This is a genomic window from Streptomyces sp. NPDC101110 (assembly GCF_044759525.1).
Taxonomy (GTDB): domain Bacteria; phylum Actinomycetota; class Actinomycetes; order Streptomycetales; family Streptomycetaceae; genus Streptomyces.
Genome location: NZ_JBIVZM010000007.1, coordinates 362,542 through 377,881, shown reverse-complemented (window position 1 = coordinate 377,881; position 15,340 = coordinate 362,542). Strand labels below are relative to the sequence as shown.

Below are 15,340 nucleotides of genomic sequence, written 5' to 3'. Positions count from 1 at the left end.
ACGTGTCAGACGGTTATGCGCTGTGGGGGAGCTCCGTGTCGGAGCCAAGGAAGCAGGAAAGCAATGCGCGTTGGAAGTTTCGTGTTGGCGGCCCAGTTCCCCGGCCAGGGCCAGGGGGAGGCGCTGCACCGCGCGGTCCGCTCGGCCGAGGTGGCCGAGGAGGCCGGGCTCGACACGGTCTGGCTGGCCGAGCACCACTTCGTGCCGTACGGCACGTGTCCGTCGGCGATCACCCTGGCCGCCATGCTGCTGGGCCGCACCCGGCGCATCCGGGTCGGTACGGCGGTCAGTGTGCTGCCCACCGTCCACCCGGTGGCTCTCGGCGAACAGGCGGCGCTGCTGCACCACACGAGCGACGGCCGTTTCACTCTCGGTGTCGGGCGCGGCGGCCCCTGGGTCGACCTGGAGGTGTTCGGCGCGGGTCTGGAGGCGTACGAGCAGGGGTTCCCGGAATCCCTCGAACTGCTGGTGCGCTGGCTGCGCGAGTCGTCCGTGTCGGCCGACGGGGAGCGCTTCCGCTTCCGTGAAGTCCCGGTGGTGCCGCGGCCGTCGGAGGCCCTGGCGGAGGGCCCGGGCCCCGAGGTCGTCGTCGCCTGCACCTCACCGGCGAGCGTGCGGCTGGCAGCCGAGCGGGGTCTGTCGATGCTGCTCGGGATGCACGTGGGAGACGAGGAGAAGGCCGAGATGGTCGCCTTGTGGCGGCAGCACGCCCGGGCCTGCGGGCGCTCGCCGGAGGAGATCCTGAGCGCGTCCCATGTGTCGGCCGGTGTCTGCCAGATCGCGGACCGGCGGGTCGACGCGGCCGAGACGTTGATGAAGGCGATGCCCGGCTGGCTGAAGCAGGGCCTGGAGGCGCATGTCACGGTCGACGGGCGCTCGCGCCGGATGCGCGACCCGCTGGCCTACACCGAACTGCTCTGCGGGCTGCACCCGGTGGGCACCCCGCGGCTGTGCGCGGACCGGCTGGCGGCGACCAGCGAGCGGACCGGCATCTCCCGCTTCGCGCTGCTCGTCGAGGGTTCCGGGGATCTGGCGGCGACCGAGGAGAACGTGCGGCGACTGGGGGCCGAGGTGCTCCCCCAACTCGTCTGAGTGGGCCATGAATTCCTGTGGGCTTGCCGCTCCGGTACAGAACTGCACCTCCCGCGTACGGAGCGGCAAGCAAGTGGCGCCGCGTCAGCAGTCCCGGAACTCGGGTGACTGGTTCAGCACCTGACTGCGGATCGAGGTGAAGCGGTCCAGCTTCTCGTCGACCGAGGAGTCGAGCGGGAACACGGCCACCCGGTGGCAGTTCTGGAAGGCCAGCCGCACACCGAAGTGCCGTTGCAGCGCGCCGCGTATCGCGTCACTCGCAAGTGCACGCAGCAGCTGACCGCGTGCCTGCTCGTCCGGCGGGGGCGTCTGGTTGTCGGCGAACGCACCGCCGTCCACCTTCAGCTGGGCCACCAGTGAGCTGATCATCTCCCATGCGTAGGGCAGGGAGGTCCGGACGCAGTCGACGAATTCCGCTTCGTCGACCTCGCCTCGCTCGGCCTGTTCGAGTAGGGCCGGTGAGACGTCGAGCGACATGAGTTCTCCTCTCGCACCCCCGCCCGGCGGGCAGGGGTTGCCGGACAGATGAGGGAGTTCGCGACACCGGACACGCTGCGTACACGCACCGCGACCTCCCGTTCATACGGTAAGCAACGTACGGTGACGGCACCAGGAAAATGCGCAGATGAGACACTCCCACTGAGCACACCGTGCACACAATCGGCCATTACCGAACGCGTGTTTTCCAGGGCGAATCGCGTGGACAGGCGCCCGTCGAGTAGCGTTGCCGACCATGCGTCTCGTCATTGCCCGCTGCTCCGTGGACTACGCCGGGCGGCTCACCGCCCACCTCCCCTCGGCCCCGCGCCTGATCCTGGTGAAGGCGGACGGCAGCGTCTCGATCCACGCCGACGACCGGGCCTACAAGCCCCTGAACTGGATGTCGCCGCCGTGCACCCTGAAGGAGGGCACCGGCGAGGAGGAGGGCGTCTGGACCGTCGTCAACAAGGCGGGTGAGAAGCTCATCATCACGATGGAGGAAGTCCTCCACGACTCCTCGCACGAACTGGGCGTCGATCCCGGCCTGATCAAGGACGGCGTGGAAGCGCACCTCCAGGAGCTGCTGGCCGACCGCATCGAGACACTCGGCGAGGGCTACACCCTGATCCGCCGCGAGTACCCGACGGCCATCGGACCGGTCGACATCCTGTGCCGGGACGCCGACGGCAAGACCGTCGCGGTGGAGATCAAGCGGCGCGGTGAGATCGACGGCGTGGAACAGCTCACCCGCTACCTGGAGCTGCTGAACCGGGACCCCCATCTGGCTCCGGTGCGCGGTGTCTTCGCGGCTCAGGAGATCAAGCCGCAGGCGCGCGTCCTCGCGACCGACCGCGGGATCGGCTGCCAGGTGCTCGACTACGACGCGCTGCGCGGCATCGAGGACGACAAGCTGCGGCTGTTCTGACAGCCCGTACGACGGCGAAAGGGCCGGGTCCGTGCGACGGACCCGGCCCTGCCGTGTGTACGGGCCTCAGATCACCGTCTCCGGGCCGCTGGGCGTGCCCGTGGTGCTCTGCGGCGCGCTCGCCGAGTTGCTCGTGGGAGCGCTCGGCGCCGGGCCACTGGCCGAGTCGGAGGTGGACGGGCTGGTCGTCGGCGGCTGCGAGGTGGGCGGCTCGGACGTGGGCGGCTGCGAGGTCGGCGGCTGGGACGTCGGCGGCTTCGACGTCGGAGGCTTCGACGTCGCGGGCGGCTTGGACGTCGTCGGCGGCTTGGACGTGGACGGCGGCTTCGAGGACGACGGCGGCTTCGACGGGGACGCGGAGCCGCTCGGGCCCGGTGAACCGCTCGGGGAGGCCGTCGGTGTCGGGTCGTCCGACGTGCCGAGGGTTCCGTCCGGGCCCGGGTCCGTCGGCCGGGCGGGCGCCTCGCCGGTGTCGCCGTCGTCGTTCCCCGCCCGGTCGGCGCCGAGGCTGTCGTCGCTGACGCCCTGGCTCGCGGAGGGGTTGACGCCGACCTGCCCGGAGGGCGGGTTCTTGTCGTTGTCGGAGGTGGCGCCGAGCGTCACCACCGTGCCCAGGACGGCAACGAGCAGGGCACCGGCCCCGGCGGCCACGAGGTTGCGCCGGGCCAGGCCCTTGAGTCCGCCGCGTGCCGCCCGGGAGGTCCCGGGCGTGGTGCTGTGGGTGACCAGGGCCGGGGAGGGCGGCTGCTGGAGCGTGGGGAAGGGCGCGGGAACACCGCCGGGCGGGGACGCCGACTCCTCGTCACGGGTGTCGGGCACCTCCTCCCCCGCGGTCGGTCCGAGCCCGAGCGGTGTGCCCGAGCGGTCGGCGACCAGGGCGAGGGCACGGCGGCCGGCGACGGTGCCCCGCTTGTCGGCGAGGGCGCCGCGCAGGCCGATGGAGGCCTCCAGTTCGGCGCGGGCCCGGTCGAGCCGGCCCCGGCACAGGGCGAGGACGCCGAGCTCGTGGTGGAAGTAGGCCTCTTCGGCGACTTCCCCGGCGAGCCGGGCGGCCTCGGCGCCCGAGCGCAGGGCGCGTTCCCAAGCGCTCCAGTGCAGTCCGGCGGCGAAGGCGGGGGCGGCGGTGCGGGCCAGGTGCACGGCCGCGCTCTCCTCGCCCTCGGCGGGCGGGCGGGTGGCCGGTCCGAGGACGGCCAGGGCGGCGAGGACCGCGTCGGCCTCGGCGCACACGCGCTCGGGGGTGACCGAGGGGTGTCCGGCCCACCAGGAGTAGTGCTGGGCGGCGCTGCGGGCCCGGGCCTCGGCCTCGTCGGCGTACCCGGCGGCCTCCAGCTGGGCCGGTACGCCGGCCGCGAGGCGGTAGCGGGAGCCGACCGGGGAGACCAGGCCGCAGGCGGCGAGTTCGCCGAGCGCGGCGTCCGCGTGGGTGTCGCCGACCAGGGCGGGCAGATGCGCCTGGTGCGGGATCTCGCCGCCGAGGGCGAGCGCGAACCGCAGGGTGGCGCGGGCGGAGGCGCTCAGCCGGGAGGCGAGCAGCGGCGCGGGGGCGGCGGCCTCGCCGAGCGCGGGCAGCGGCACGTCGTCGCCGAGGTCGTAGGCCTCGGCGGTGTCGGCCGGGGGCGCGTCCTCGAAGACGCCGAACTCGTCGACGGCGCCGGCGCCGGCGCGCAGCCGGTCGCGCTGCCGCAGCAGGGCCCCGGCCTGGACGAAGCGCAGCGGCAGTCCTTCGGACTCGAACCAGAGGTCTCCGGCCCAGGTGGACTCCTCCTCGGTGAGGGCCCGGCCGACGGCGTGTTCCAGCAGGTCGAGCCCGGCGGCGCGCTCCAGTCCGCCGAGGAGGACCTCCTCGACGCCGGCGTCGGCGGAGGGGGCGGGCACGTCGGGGGTGGCGCCGAGCAGGAAGGCGCACTCGGGGGTGGCCTCCAGCAGCTCGTCGAGCGCGGTGCCGCCGAACTCCAGGTCGTCGAGGACGACGACGGCGCCGATCTCACCGACGTGGGTGAGCAGTTCCTCCCGGTCCGGGCGGTGCAGGGGGGCGCTGTAGACCGCGTGGAACAGGTCGTGCAGCAGGTCCTCGGTGGTGCGTCCGAAGCCGCTCAGGCGGACGACGCCGTCGGGGGCGAGGTCGGAGCAGTCCTCGGCGACGAGGTCGAGGAGACGGGTGCGGCCGGAGCCCGGCGCACCGGTGAGGCGGGTGGAGCGGCCGCGGGCGAGCAGGCGCACCAGGCGCTCGCGCTCCTCCTGGCGGGCCAGCAGCGGCAGGGCGGGTTGCGGGGGGCCGGGCGGAACGGGCGGGCGGGCCGTGCGTTCGGCCTCGGCGCGTTCGGCCGCGGTGAGCTTCACGGGCCGGGCGGGGCGTTCCGCGGGCGGGCAGGCCTCTATCTCGCTGCCGTCGACGGGGTTGACCGTCAGCAGGAAGTCACCGGAGACGAGCCGCACCGTGCGGGCGAGCGCCGGCGCGTGCTGCGCGAAGTCGGGTGTGAGGGATTCCCTGGGAGGGCGCTGGCGCGGCGCGGGGCCGTCACCTTCGTGGCCGTACTCCTCGGGTCCCTGGTTGTCAGGATCCATAGGTCAAGCCCCCCAAAAGCGTGTGTGTGCGTGGACAAGCCCCTCCCGGCCTTGCTGCACACCGCGCTGTCGCTTCTGGTCCGGTCCCGCTCGAAGGGTTCAAGTCAGCGGGCAGCCGAACCCTAAACCTTCGCACAGTATCTACGACAGTCCGGGGTACCGCGCCGTCCGTAACGTCACGGTCTCGTGAGGATTGTGCGCGTCGCACGATTCGGCGACGTGCGTCCGGGTCTCCCCGGCCGCCCGGCTCACACCCGTACGAGCGGTCACACGCGGGGTAGGGTCTCCACCCCGATGCCCCCCTCGATCGCCAGGATCCGGTGCAGACGGGTGGCCACGAGCAGGCGCTGCATCTGAGGCGGCACACCGCGCAGCACCAGGCGCCGGCCGCAGCGGCCGGCCCGCCGGTGGGCCCCCATGATCACGCCCAGTCCGGTGGCGTCCCAGGAGTCCAGTTCGGACAGGTCCAGCACCAGGTCCCCGACGCCGTCGTCGACGGCCGAGTGCAGGACCGTACGGGCGTCCGCCGCGCTTTGGACGTCGAGGCGGCCCCCGACGACCAGCTCGGCGTGGTCGCCCCTGATGTGCATATGCGCTCCCCGTGCGTGCGAATGGTGCTCCGCGTTCTGGATGTGGGTGATGCAACCTCTGACTGCGTGGAGGAGTCAGAGGTTGCTTCTTGTGAGCGAACCGATACCGAATTCACCCTGGCGTGTGATGGGCCCGAGCCATGTGCGGTTTCAGTGCTTGTAGAAGCCCTGCCCGCTCTTGCGTCCGATGTCACCGGCGTCAACCATCCGGCGCATCGACTCGGGAGCCGCGAACTTCTCGTCCTGGGACTCGGTGTAGATGTTGTTCGTGGCGTGCAGCAGGATGTCGACGCCGGTCAGGTCCGCCGTCGCCAGCGGGCCCATCGCGTGGCCGAAGCCCAGCTTGCAGGCCAGGTCGATGTCCTCGGCGCTCGCAACCCCCGACTCCTGCAGCTTCGCGGCCTCCACGACCAGGGCGCAGATGAGACGGGTCGTCACGAAGCCGGCGACGTCGCGGTTGACGACGATGCAGGTCTTGCCGACGGACTCGGCGAACTCCCGGGCCGTGGCGAGGGTTTCGTCGCTGGTCTTGTAGCCGCGGACCAGTTCGCACAGCTGCATCATCGGCACCGGCGAGAAGAAGTGCGTGCCGACGACCCGCTCGGGGCGCTCCGTCGCCGCCGCGATCTTGGTGATCGGGATGGCGGAGGTGTTGGAGGCGAGGATCGCCTCGTCCTTCACGATCTTGTCGAGCGCGCGGAAGATCTCGTGCTTGATCTCCAGCTTCTCGAACACGGCCTCGACGACGACGTCCGCGTCGGCCACGGCGTCCAGGTCGGTGGTCGCGGTGATGCGGGCGAGGGCGGCGTCGGCGTCGTGCGCCTCCAGCCTGCCCTTGGCGACGAACTTGTCGTACGACGCCTTGATGCCGTCGGTGCCGCGCTTGAGCGCCTCGTCGGTGACGTCACGCAGGACGACCTCCCAGCCCGCCTGTGCGGAAACCTGGGCGATGCCGGATCCCATGAGGCCGGCTCCGATGACGGCGAGCTTCCCTGCCACTGTGCGACTCCCCTGACGCGCTGCTTATGTCTGCTTCCCGGCCGGACACTAGCGCTCGTGAGGGGCTGTGTGACCAGTAAGTAATGCGCGTCACGTCTCACATGACGGACATCACACCAGGAGGGGTCACGCTGCGCCTCGTACGGCGTAGTTGAGCACCTTCTCGCTCAACAGCCCCTCCATGTCGTCCAGCAGGACGAGGGTCTCCCGGGACACCTCGCGGCGGTCGCGCCCGTCGACCATCGCACGGCCGATGGTGCCCATCACGGTCTGGTGGAGCCAGTTGAGCTGACCGGCGATCAGGGTGGGCATCGGGTCGTCGCCGGGGGCGCCGGTCTCCTCGCGCAGGGCCGCCTCCAGGTTCTCCTGGACCTCCTGCTGGATCGCCCACAGCCGGGAGCGCAGGGGCGGCGCGTCGTGGATGACCCTCAGGAACCGGTCGTAGCCCTCGATGAGGCCGATCCGGGGGGACACCGCCTCCACCTCGTCGCGCAGTTCGCGCAGGACGGCGTGGGCGGCGGACTCGCCGAGGTCACGGCCGCGCACCCAGCGCGCGAGGCGGTCGACGACGCCCTTGCTGCGGTCGAGGAAGAGGTCCTCCTTGGCCGGGAAGTAGTTGTAGACGGTGTTCACCGAGACGTCGGCCGCTTCCGCCACGTCGGCGATCGTCACCGTCACGAACCCGTGCTCCAGGAACAGCCCGGTGGCGATGTCCGAGATGCGCTGCCTGGTCTCGCGCTTCTTCCGTTCCCTGAGCCCCTCAGCCATGTCCGAATCCTAGCTTCCCTGGGGGCTCTGAAAACTTGGAGTCATTGCAAACTTTAAGAGACTCTGTTTTTCTGGGGCCATGGCAATCATCAGTACGGCCGGGCTGGCCCGTACCTTCCAGACCAAGAACGGGCCGGTGGAGGCCGTGCGCTCCATCGACCTGACCGTCCGCGAGGGCGAGATCCTCGGCTTCCTCGGCCCGAACGGCGCCGGCAAGACGACGACCCTGCGGATGCTGACGACCCTGCTGGCACCGACCGGCGGTGCCGCGACCGTCGCGGGATGCGACCTGGCGACCGACGCGGCCGGGGTGCGGCGGGCCTGCGGCTATGTGGCGCAGTCCGGCGGGGTCGATCCGCAGATCAGCGTGCGGGAGGAACTGGTCACCCAGGGGCGGCTGTACCGGCTCACCAGGGCGCAGGCCGTCGCGCGCGCCGCGGAACTGGCCGGCGATCTGGACCTCACCGGCCTCCTCGACCGCAAGTGCGGTGCCCTGTCCGGCGGGCAGCGGCGGCGCCTGGACATCGCGATGGCGCTCACCCACCGCCCGAAGGTGCTGTTCCTGGACGAGCCGACGACCGGTCTCGACCCCGGCAGCCGCGCCGACCTGTGGGACCTGGTGCGCCGGCTGCGCGACGAGCACGGCACGACGGTGTTCCTGACCACCCACTACCTCGACGAGGCCGACGCCCTCTCCGACCGGCTGGTCGTCGTCGACCACGGCGTGGTCGTCGCCGAGGGCACCCCGAGCGCGCTGAAACTGCGCCACGGCGGCTCGCTCGACGCCTCGCTGCAGGACACGTTCCTGGCCATCACCGGCCGCAACGCCGCGCCCGCCGATGCCGCCCCCGTTGCCGTATAGGAGTCCCGGAATGCTGCACGACACCGCCCTCGTCTACGGGCGCTACCTCCGCCAGTCCCTGCGCTCGCGCTTCGCGCTGCTCTTCGGCGTGCTCATGCCGCTGCTGTACCTGCTGTTCTTCGGCCCCCTGCTCACGGATCTGCCGCTCGGTGTGGCAGGCAGCTCCTGGCAGGTGCTCGTGCCCGGGCTGTTGCTCCAACTCGGTCTGTTCGGCGCGTCGTTCGCGGGCTTCTCGATCATCATCGAGAAGGGCCACGGCGTGGTCGAGCGGATGCGCGTCACCCCCGTCAGCCGACTGGCCCTGCTGCTCGGCCGGGTGCTGCGGGATGCCACGGTGTTCGTCTTCCAGGCCGTGCTGCTGGTACTCGCGGCGGTGGTGATGGGCCTGCGGGCACCGCTGGCCGGCGTACTGATCGGCTTCGCCTTCGTCGCCCTGCTCACCGTCTCGCTGGCCGCCCTGTCGTACGCGCTGGCGATGCGGATGGACACCCCGCAGAGCTTCGGCCCGGCCATCAACGCGCTGACCATGCCGTCCATGCTGCTGTCCGGTCTGATGCTGCCGATGACACTGGGCCCGGCCTGGCTGGATGTCCTCTCGCACCTCATGCCGTTCCGCTACCTGGTCGACGCGGTGCGGGACGCGTACGTCGGCGGCTACACGACGCCGCACATGCTCTACGGCGCATCGGTGGCCGCCGGCCTCACCGCGCTGTCCGTGACAGTGGGCACACGCGTGTTCCGAACCGCCTGAGCATAACTACGCTGGCCACATGGTCAATCTGACGCGCATCTACACCAGGACCGGCGACCAGGGCACGACCGCCCTCGGCGACATGAGCCGGGTCGCCAAGACCGATCTGCGGATCTCCGCGTACGCCGACGCCAACGAGGCGAACGCGGTGATCGGCACGGCCATCGCGCTGGGCGGCCTGGACGCGGAGATCGTCACGGTCCTCACCCGCGTGCAGAACGACCTGTTCGACGTGGGCGCGGACCTGTCGACGCCGGTGGTGGAGAACCCGGAGTTCCCGCCCCTGCGGGTCGAGCAGTTCTACATCGACAAGCTGGAGGCGGACTGCGACCGCTTCAACGAACGGCTGGAGAAGCTCCGCTCCTTCATCCTCCCCGGCGGCACCCCCGGCGCGGCCCTGCTGCACCAGGCCTGCACGGTCGTACGCCGGGCGGAGCGCTCGACGTGGGCGGCACTGGAGGTGCACGGCGAGGTGATGAATCCCCTCACGGCGACCTACCTCAACCGCCTGTCCGACCTCCTGTTCATCCTCGCGAGGACGGCGAACAAGGAGGTCGGGGACGTGCTGTGGGTACCGGGCGGGGAGCGCTGAAGCGCCCCTGACAGGGGCGCGGGGAACTGCGCGACAAGCCACGATGTTCGGCAAGCCGAGATTCCGCCTCAGCGACGCACTCTCTGTTCCTCGAGCTCCGGCTCCGGCTCCCCCGCGGGAGCCCTCCGCGGCCAGATCGCGTAGCTCAGCGCGATCAGGCCGTGGATCCCGGCCGTGCGCCAGGCCACGTAGCGCCAGCTCTCCAGCGACGTGACACGGCTCGGGTCGTCGACGTACCAGATGGCCAGCTGGAGCAAAACGGTTGCGACGACGGTGGCGGTCAGCGTGCCCAGCCAGACCGCGCCCTCGTGGCGCGCCCGGGCCATGCCGTAGCGCGGGGGCTTCGGCGGGGGCGGTGCGCCGCCGAGCCGGTGGGCCGCGTGGCCGTCGAGCCACTTCACGGTGCGGTGGCCGTGCCCGACGGTGTAGCCGATGTAGAGCGCGGCCAGCCCGTGCGTCCAGTTCGGGTCGGCGCCGTTCTTCAGGTCCAGCGCGGTGGCGATCAGCAGGACGACCTCCAGCAGCGGCTCGCACAGCAGCAGCGCCAGACCGGTGCGCGGCATCTTCAGCAGGTAGCGGGTGGCCAGACCGGCAGCCAGCAGCACCCAGAAGCCGATCTCGCAGGCGGCGATCAAGGCGACGATCACGGTTCGCTCCTCTCGGTCACCCTTCCAGGCTCCCGGTCGGCGCGGCCCGGATCGTCGTCACCGCTGACGAAACCGCGGTACATCGAAAGATGCAGTCGGGGACCCTACGCGGGGATCACGCGATGCCGGCGGCGGCCGTGTTGGATGGTGGCATGGCCGTACGACTCCCCCGCCCACGCCGCTTCGACGTGTACGTCGCCCTGGGCAGTCTGCTGGGCGGGCTGCTGCTGTGGGCGCTGGGGCTGGCCACCCGCCCCGCCACCGAGGTGTACGTGCTGCTGCCGGGCCGCTGGGCGGTGCTGCTGCCACTGCTGGTCATGGCCGGCTGCGAGCTGCTGCGGCGCACCGCCCCGCGCACCGCCCTGCTGATCGGCACCGCCACGATCGTCCTGGACCTCCTCACCCAGGGGAACCTGTTCACGATCCTGATGTACACGGACCTGATGTACGCGGCCGTCCTGTACGGCCCGCCCGCGTCGGCGCACCGCATCTCGCGGATCACCGGGCTGCTCACCGTGGCCGGAGCCGTCGTTCCGTTCGCGGTCTGGCGCGAGCCCGAGGCGCTGCTGATCGGCGTGGTCACCGGCCTGGTCGCCTTCGGGCCCGCCTCCACCGGGCTGATCGTGCGCAACCACCGCGAGGCCGCCGACGCGGCCCGGCTGCGCGCCGAACAGACCGCGCTGCTGGCCGAGATGGACCGCACCCAGGCCGTCACCGCCGAACGGGCCCGGATGGCCCGGGAGCTGCACGACATGGTCGCCAACCACCTGTCCGCGATCGCCATCCACTCCACCGCGGCCCTGTCCCTCGACGATCCGAAGACCTCTCGGGACGCGCTCGTGGTCATCCGCGAGAACAGCGTGGAGGGGCTCGCCGAGATGCGGCGGCTGATCGGCATCCTGCGCGACAGCAGCGGCGACGTGGAACCGTCCGCCGCCCCCACGCTCGACAGCCTCGCCTCGCTCGTGGACGGTGCCCGCACCAACGGCCTCGACGTCACCCTCGACGCCGAACGCAGCGAGGTTCCCGCCCCCGTCGAGCTCGCCGCCTACCGCATCGTGCAGGAGTCGCTGACCAACGCCCTCAAGCACGCCGCCCCGGGCCGGGTCACCGTCTCCCTCGCTCGGCGGAACGGCTCCCTCGTCGTCAGCGTGACCAGCCCGTACGGTGACCGGGACGCCCCGCGCGCCCCCGGCTCCGGCGCGGGTCTGGTCGGCATGAGGGAACGCGCGGCCCTGCTGGACGGCACGTTCGAAGCCGCACCCGAGGACGCGCCGGAGGGCAAGATCTGGGCCGTGCGCGCCACCCTCCCCGTCGACGACACCCTCGAAGGAGACACCGCATGATCCGCGTCCTGGTCGCCGAGGACCAGTCCGCCGTCCGCGCCGGCCTGGTCCTCATCCTGCGCAGCGCGCCCGACATCGAGGTGGTCGGTGAGGCCGCGGACGGTGAGCAGGCGGTGGCGCTGGCCCGGGAGCTGCGACCGGACCTGGTGCTGATGGACGTTCAGATGCCTCGCCTGGACGGGGTGTCGGCGACCCGGCAGGTGGTCGCGGAGCGGCTCGCGGACGTACTCGTGCTGACCACCTTCGATCTCGACGAGTACGTCTTCGGGGCGCTGCGGGCGGGCGCGTCCGGTTTCCTGCTGAAGAACACCGAGGCGAAGCAGCTGCTGGAGGCCGTGCGGACGGTCGCGCGCGGTGAGGGGCTGATCGCCCCGGCGGTGACGCGGCGGCTGATCGCGGAGTTCGCCGCGAAGCCCGCCCGCGAGCCTACGGCCGATCCCGCGGTGCTCGACCAGCTGACGCGGCGGGAGCGCGAAGTGCTGACCTGTCTCGGCGACGGCCTGTCCAACGCGGGTATCGCCGAACGCCTCGACATGGCCGAGGCGACCGTGAAGACCCACGTCAGCAGGCTGCTCGGGAAGCTGGGGCTGCGCAGCCGGGTGCAAGCCGCGGTGCTGGCGCAGGAGTTGGGGGTCTGAGAAGTCCGGTGCGTGGTGGTCCAGACCTATTGACCGGTGGTCCAGACCTTTCTATTCTCACCGCACCATGAGTGGCGTGAGGCTCAGTCACGCCCCCCACAACTCCATCGAGGAGGCGCAGCATGCGCTTCAGACACAGAGCCGCGGCAGGGTTCGCGACCCTGTTGCTCCCCTTCGCCGGCCTCGTCGGCCTGGCGAGCCCGGCCCAGGCAGCCACGTCCGCCACCGCCACCTACGCCAAGACGCAGGACTGGGGCTCCGGCTTCGAAGGCAAGTGGACGGTGAAGAACACCGGCACCACCGCCATCAGCTCCTGGACCGTCGAATGGGACTTCCCCTCCGGCACCTCCGTCACCTCCTCCTGGGACGCCGACGTCACGTCCTCCGGCACCCACTGGACCGCGAAGAACAAGTCCTGGAACGGCAGCCTCGCCCCGGGCGCCTCCGTCTCCTTCGGCTTCAACGGCTCCGGCACCGGCTCCCCCGCCAACTGCAAGCTCAACGGCGGCAGCTGCGACGGCGGCACCACCGAACCGGGTGACAGCGCGCCGAGCGCCCCCGGCACCCCCACCGCCTCCGCCGTCACCGACACCTCGGTGAAGCTGTCCTGGTCCGCCGCGACCGACGACAAGGGCGTCAAGAACTACGACGTCCTGCGCGACGGCACGAAGGTCGCCACCGTGACGACGACCTCGTACACGGACACCGGCCTGACCAAGGGCACGGACTACTCCTACTCGGTCCAGGCCCGTGACACCGCCGACCAGACCGGCCCGGTCAGCGGCGCCGTCCGGGTCCGCACCACCGGCGGCACCACCGAGCCGCCCACCGGCGACAAGGTCAAGCTCGGCTACTTCACCGAGTGGGGCGTCTACGGCCGCAACTACCACGTCAAGAACCTCGTGACCTCGGGCACCGCGTCGAAGATCACCCACGTCAACTACGCCTTCGGCAACGTCAAGAACGGCCAGTGCACCGTCGACGACACCTACGCCGCCTACGACAAGGCCTACACCGCCGACCAGTCCGTCAGCGGCACCGCCGACACCTGGGACCAGCCGCTGCGCGGCAACTTCAACCAGCTGCGCCAGCTGAAGGCCAAGTACCCGCACATCAAGGTGCTGTACTCCTTCGGCGGCTGGACCTACTCCGGCGGCTTCGGCCAGGCAGCGGCCAACGCCGCCGCCTTCGCGAAGTCCTGCAAGGCCGTCGTCGAGGACCCGCGCTGGGCCGACGTCTTCGACGGCATCGACATCGACTGGGAGTACCCGAACGCCTGCGGCCTGAGCTGCGACACCTCCGGCCCCGCCGCCTTCAGGAACCTGATGTCGGCACTGCGCACCGAGTTCGGCCCGAACTACCTGGTCACCGCGGCCATCACCGCCGACGGCTCCTCCGGCGGCAAGATCGACGCGGCCGACTACGGCGGCGCCGCCCAGCACCTCGACTGGTACAACGTGATGACCTACGACTACTTCGGCGCCTTCGACAAGGACGGCCCGACCGCCCCGCACTCCCCGCTCACGTCCTATCCGGGGATCCCGCAGGAGGGCTTCAACTCGGCCGACGCGATCGCCAAGCTCAAGGCGAAGGGCGTCCCCGCGAAGAAGCTGCTGCTCGGTATCGGCTTCTACGGCCGCGGCTGGACCGGTGTCACCCAGTCCGCCCCGGGCGGAGCGGCGACCGGCGCGGCCCCGGGCACGTACGAGGCGGGCATCGAGGACTACAAGGTCCTGAAGAACTCCTGCCCGGTGACCGGCACCGTCGCCGGCACGGCGTACGCGCACTGCGGCAGCAACTGGTGGTCCTACGACACCCCGTCGACCATCGCCGGAAAGATGAGCTGGGCCAAGAACCAGGGCCTGGGCGGCGCGTTCTTCTGGGAGTTCAGCGGTGACACCACGAACGGAGAGCTGGCGACGGCCATCGACAGCGGCCTGAAGTAGGAGGCCGCGTCACAGAGAAGTTCGAAGGACCATAGACCCTGGGCGACATTGACGCTCCCCCGGACTTCGTCCGGGGGGCCCCCACCCAGCGAGTGAACGCGGCTACGCCACGTTCACTCGCTGTCCGGGCGGGGCTGCCTCCAGCCACGCGAGGAAACCGGTCAGTGCGTCTTCGCTCATCGCGAGCTCGAGACGCGTGCCCCGGTGCAGACAGGCCAGGATCACATGGTCGGAGAGCAGCGCCAGCTCCTCCTCGCCCTCCGGGACCCGGCGCCCGGCCACCTCGATGGCGGAACGCTCCAGAGTGCGGCGCGGACGAGGCGAGTACGAGAAGACGCGGTACCACTCGACCCGGTCGCCGTTGTACCGGGCCACCCCGTACGCCCAGCCCTTGCCGTTGGTGTCACCCTCGGCCGGGGCGTCCCAGCGCAAGCTGGCGTCGAAGGTGCCGCCCGACCGCTGGATCAGCCGGCGGCGCAGACCGAAGACGAACAGGCCCACCACCACGAGGGCCACCACGATTCCGCACACAGTCAGAGCGAGGACCATCGGCACCGACCTCCTCGTCTCCTAGGTAACGGAACGTAAAAATCACCCACATCCGCCTCAGCCGCGGCTGGGTCCGGATGTCTCCGGTACCCAGCCGCGGCTGAGTGACGTCATCACACGGCGGACGGGGTCAGCGCGCCGCCGTCGCAGCCCGCAGCCGGACGTCCGCGCGGCGCTGGGCCTCCGCGTCGTCCTCCGCCTTCGCGCGCTCGAGCTCCTGCTCCGCGCGCTGGACATCGATCTCGTCCGACAGCTCGGCGACCTCCGCCAGGAGGGAGAGCTTGTCGTCCGCGAACGAGATGAATCCGCCGTGCACGGCGGCGACGACCGTCCCGCCGTCGCTCGTGCGGATGGTCACCGGGCCCGACTCCAGCACACCGAGCAGCGGCTGGTGACCGGGCATGACGCCGATGTCGCCGGACGTGGTGCGCGCGACGACCAGGGTGGCCTGGCCTGACCAGACCTCACGGTCGGCCGCGACCAGCGCGACGTGCAGCTCAGCAGCCAAGGGTGGCTCCTCGGGTCACCACCCGGCGGGAGTGCCGGGTGTTGGTTACAAGTCTAATAGGCGTGAATGAGGGGGCGGG

16 protein-coding genes are annotated in these 15,340 nt (G+C 71.1%); 8 read left to right on the top strand and 8 right to left on the bottom strand.

All coding sequences use genetic code 11. From position 1 onward, the window contains the following. Positions 1-63: 63 nt before the first annotated feature. The gene (locus ACIQU3_RS19675; RefSeq protein ID WP_403740993.1) at positions 64-1,092 is read left to right on the top strand and encodes an LLM class flavin-dependent oxidoreductase; all 1,029 of its coding nucleotides are present in this window, start codon (positions 64-66) and stop codon (positions 1,090-1,092) included. Between the two features lie 84 nt (positions 1,093-1,176). Here ACIQU3_RS19675 and ACIQU3_RS19670 read toward each other — a convergent pair whose 3' ends face one another. Beyond that, entirely contained in the window at positions 1,177-1,569 is a 393-nt protein-coding gene (locus tag ACIQU3_RS19670; RefSeq protein WP_234848125.1) for an SCO5389 family protein, read from the bottom strand. Positions 1,570-1,825: 256 nt separating this feature from the next. On the opposite strand from ACIQU3_RS19670, the gene nucS reads away from it, so the two are divergent. Then, entirely contained in the window at positions 1,826-2,497 is a 672-nt protein-coding gene (nucS, locus tag ACIQU3_RS19665; RefSeq protein ID WP_033312972.1) for an endonuclease NucS, read from the top strand. Positions 2,498-2,563: 66 nt separating this feature from the next. On the opposite strand, the gene ACIQU3_RS19660 is transcribed toward nucS, so the two are convergent. From ACIQU3_RS19660 to ACIQU3_RS19645, 4 genes are all read right to left on the bottom strand, one after another. Then, entirely contained in the window at positions 2,564-5,065 is a 2,502-nt protein-coding gene (locus ACIQU3_RS19660; protein ID WP_403926688.1) for an ATP-binding protein, read from the bottom strand. A gap of 266 nt (positions 5,066-5,331) precedes the next feature. Further along, positions 5,332-5,655: an STAS domain-containing protein gene (locus ACIQU3_RS19655; RefSeq protein WP_234848482.1), complete on the bottom strand. Its 324-nt coding sequence runs from the start codon at positions 5,653-5,655 to the stop codon at positions 5,332-5,334. 150 nt (positions 5,656-5,805) lie between these two features. Continuing rightward, on the bottom strand, positions 5,806-6,654 hold the full coding sequence (locus ACIQU3_RS19650) for a 3-hydroxyacyl-CoA dehydrogenase family protein (protein WP_403740980.1): 849 nt from the start codon (positions 6,652-6,654) through the stop codon (positions 5,806-5,808). 126 nt (positions 6,655-6,780) lie between these two features. After that, the gene (locus ACIQU3_RS19645; protein WP_403740978.1) at positions 6,781-7,422 is read right to left on the bottom strand and encodes a TetR/AcrR family transcriptional regulator; all 642 of its coding nucleotides are present in this window, start codon (positions 7,420-7,422) and stop codon (positions 6,781-6,783) included. Positions 7,423-7,501: 79 nt separating this feature from the next. Here ACIQU3_RS19645 and ACIQU3_RS19640 point away from each other — a divergent pair, with 79 nt between their 5' ends. Genes ACIQU3_RS19640 through ACIQU3_RS19630 form a run of 3 tightly spaced genes read left to right on the top strand, consistent with a single transcriptional unit; the run spans position 7,502 to position 9,627 of the window. Beyond that, on the top strand, positions 7,502-8,284 hold the full coding sequence (locus ACIQU3_RS19640) for an ABC transporter ATP-binding protein (protein WP_403740975.1): 783 nt from the start codon (positions 7,502-7,504) through the stop codon (positions 8,282-8,284). Between the two features lie 10 nt (positions 8,285-8,294). Continuing rightward, positions 8,295-9,035 (top strand): ABC transporter permease, encoded by a 741-nt coding sequence (locus ACIQU3_RS19635; RefSeq protein ID WP_403740972.1) that lies wholly within the window; start codon positions 8,295-8,297, stop codon positions 9,033-9,035. A 19-nt stretch (positions 9,036-9,054) separates the two neighbouring features. Then, positions 9,055-9,627, top strand: a complete 573-nt coding sequence (locus tag ACIQU3_RS19630) for a cob(I)yrinic acid a,c-diamide adenosyltransferase (RefSeq protein ID WP_403740966.1) — start codon at positions 9,055-9,057, stop codon at positions 9,625-9,627. A gap of 68 nt (positions 9,628-9,695) precedes the next feature. On the opposite strand, the gene ACIQU3_RS19625 is transcribed toward ACIQU3_RS19630, so the two are convergent. Further along, positions 9,696-10,274 carry a hypothetical protein gene (locus ACIQU3_RS19625; RefSeq protein WP_403740963.1) on the bottom strand — a complete coding sequence of 193 codons (579 nt, stop codon included), beginning with the start codon at positions 10,272-10,274 and terminating at the stop codon, positions 9,696-9,698. A gap of 152 nt (positions 10,275-10,426) precedes the next feature. Between ACIQU3_RS19625 and ACIQU3_RS19620 the strand changes: the two genes are divergently transcribed. The 3 genes from ACIQU3_RS19620 to ACIQU3_RS19610 all read left to right on the top strand — a co-directional run bounded on the left by ACIQU3_RS19620 (position 10,427) and on the right by ACIQU3_RS19610 (position 14,204). Further along, positions 10,427-11,620, top strand: coding sequence for a sensor histidine kinase (locus tag ACIQU3_RS19620; protein ID WP_403740960.1), 1,194 nt, complete (start codon positions 10,427-10,429; stop codon positions 11,618-11,620). Next, entirely contained in the window at positions 11,617-12,258 is a 642-nt protein-coding gene (locus ACIQU3_RS19615; protein WP_403926685.1) for a response regulator, read from the top strand. The genes ACIQU3_RS19620 and ACIQU3_RS19615 overlap by 4 nt, the downstream gene beginning before the upstream one ends. A 122-nt stretch (positions 12,259-12,380) precedes the next feature. After that, on the top strand, positions 12,381-14,204 hold the full coding sequence (locus tag ACIQU3_RS19610) for a glycosyl hydrolase family 18 protein (protein ID WP_403926682.1): 1,824 nt from the start codon (positions 12,381-12,383) through the stop codon (positions 14,202-14,204). Between the two features lie 102 nt (positions 14,205-14,306). Here ACIQU3_RS19610 and ACIQU3_RS19605 read toward each other — a convergent pair whose 3' ends face one another. Then, the gene (locus ACIQU3_RS19605) at positions 14,307-14,753 is read right to left on the bottom strand and encodes a DUF2550 domain-containing protein (RefSeq protein ID WP_030854234.1); all 447 of its coding nucleotides are present in this window, start codon (positions 14,751-14,753) and stop codon (positions 14,307-14,309) included. 130 nt (positions 14,754-14,883) lie between these two features. Continuing rightward, entirely contained in the window at positions 14,884-15,261 is a 378-nt protein-coding gene (locus ACIQU3_RS19600; RefSeq protein WP_053670581.1) for a F0F1 ATP synthase subunit epsilon, read from the bottom strand. Positions 15,262-15,340: the final 79 nt, after the last annotated feature.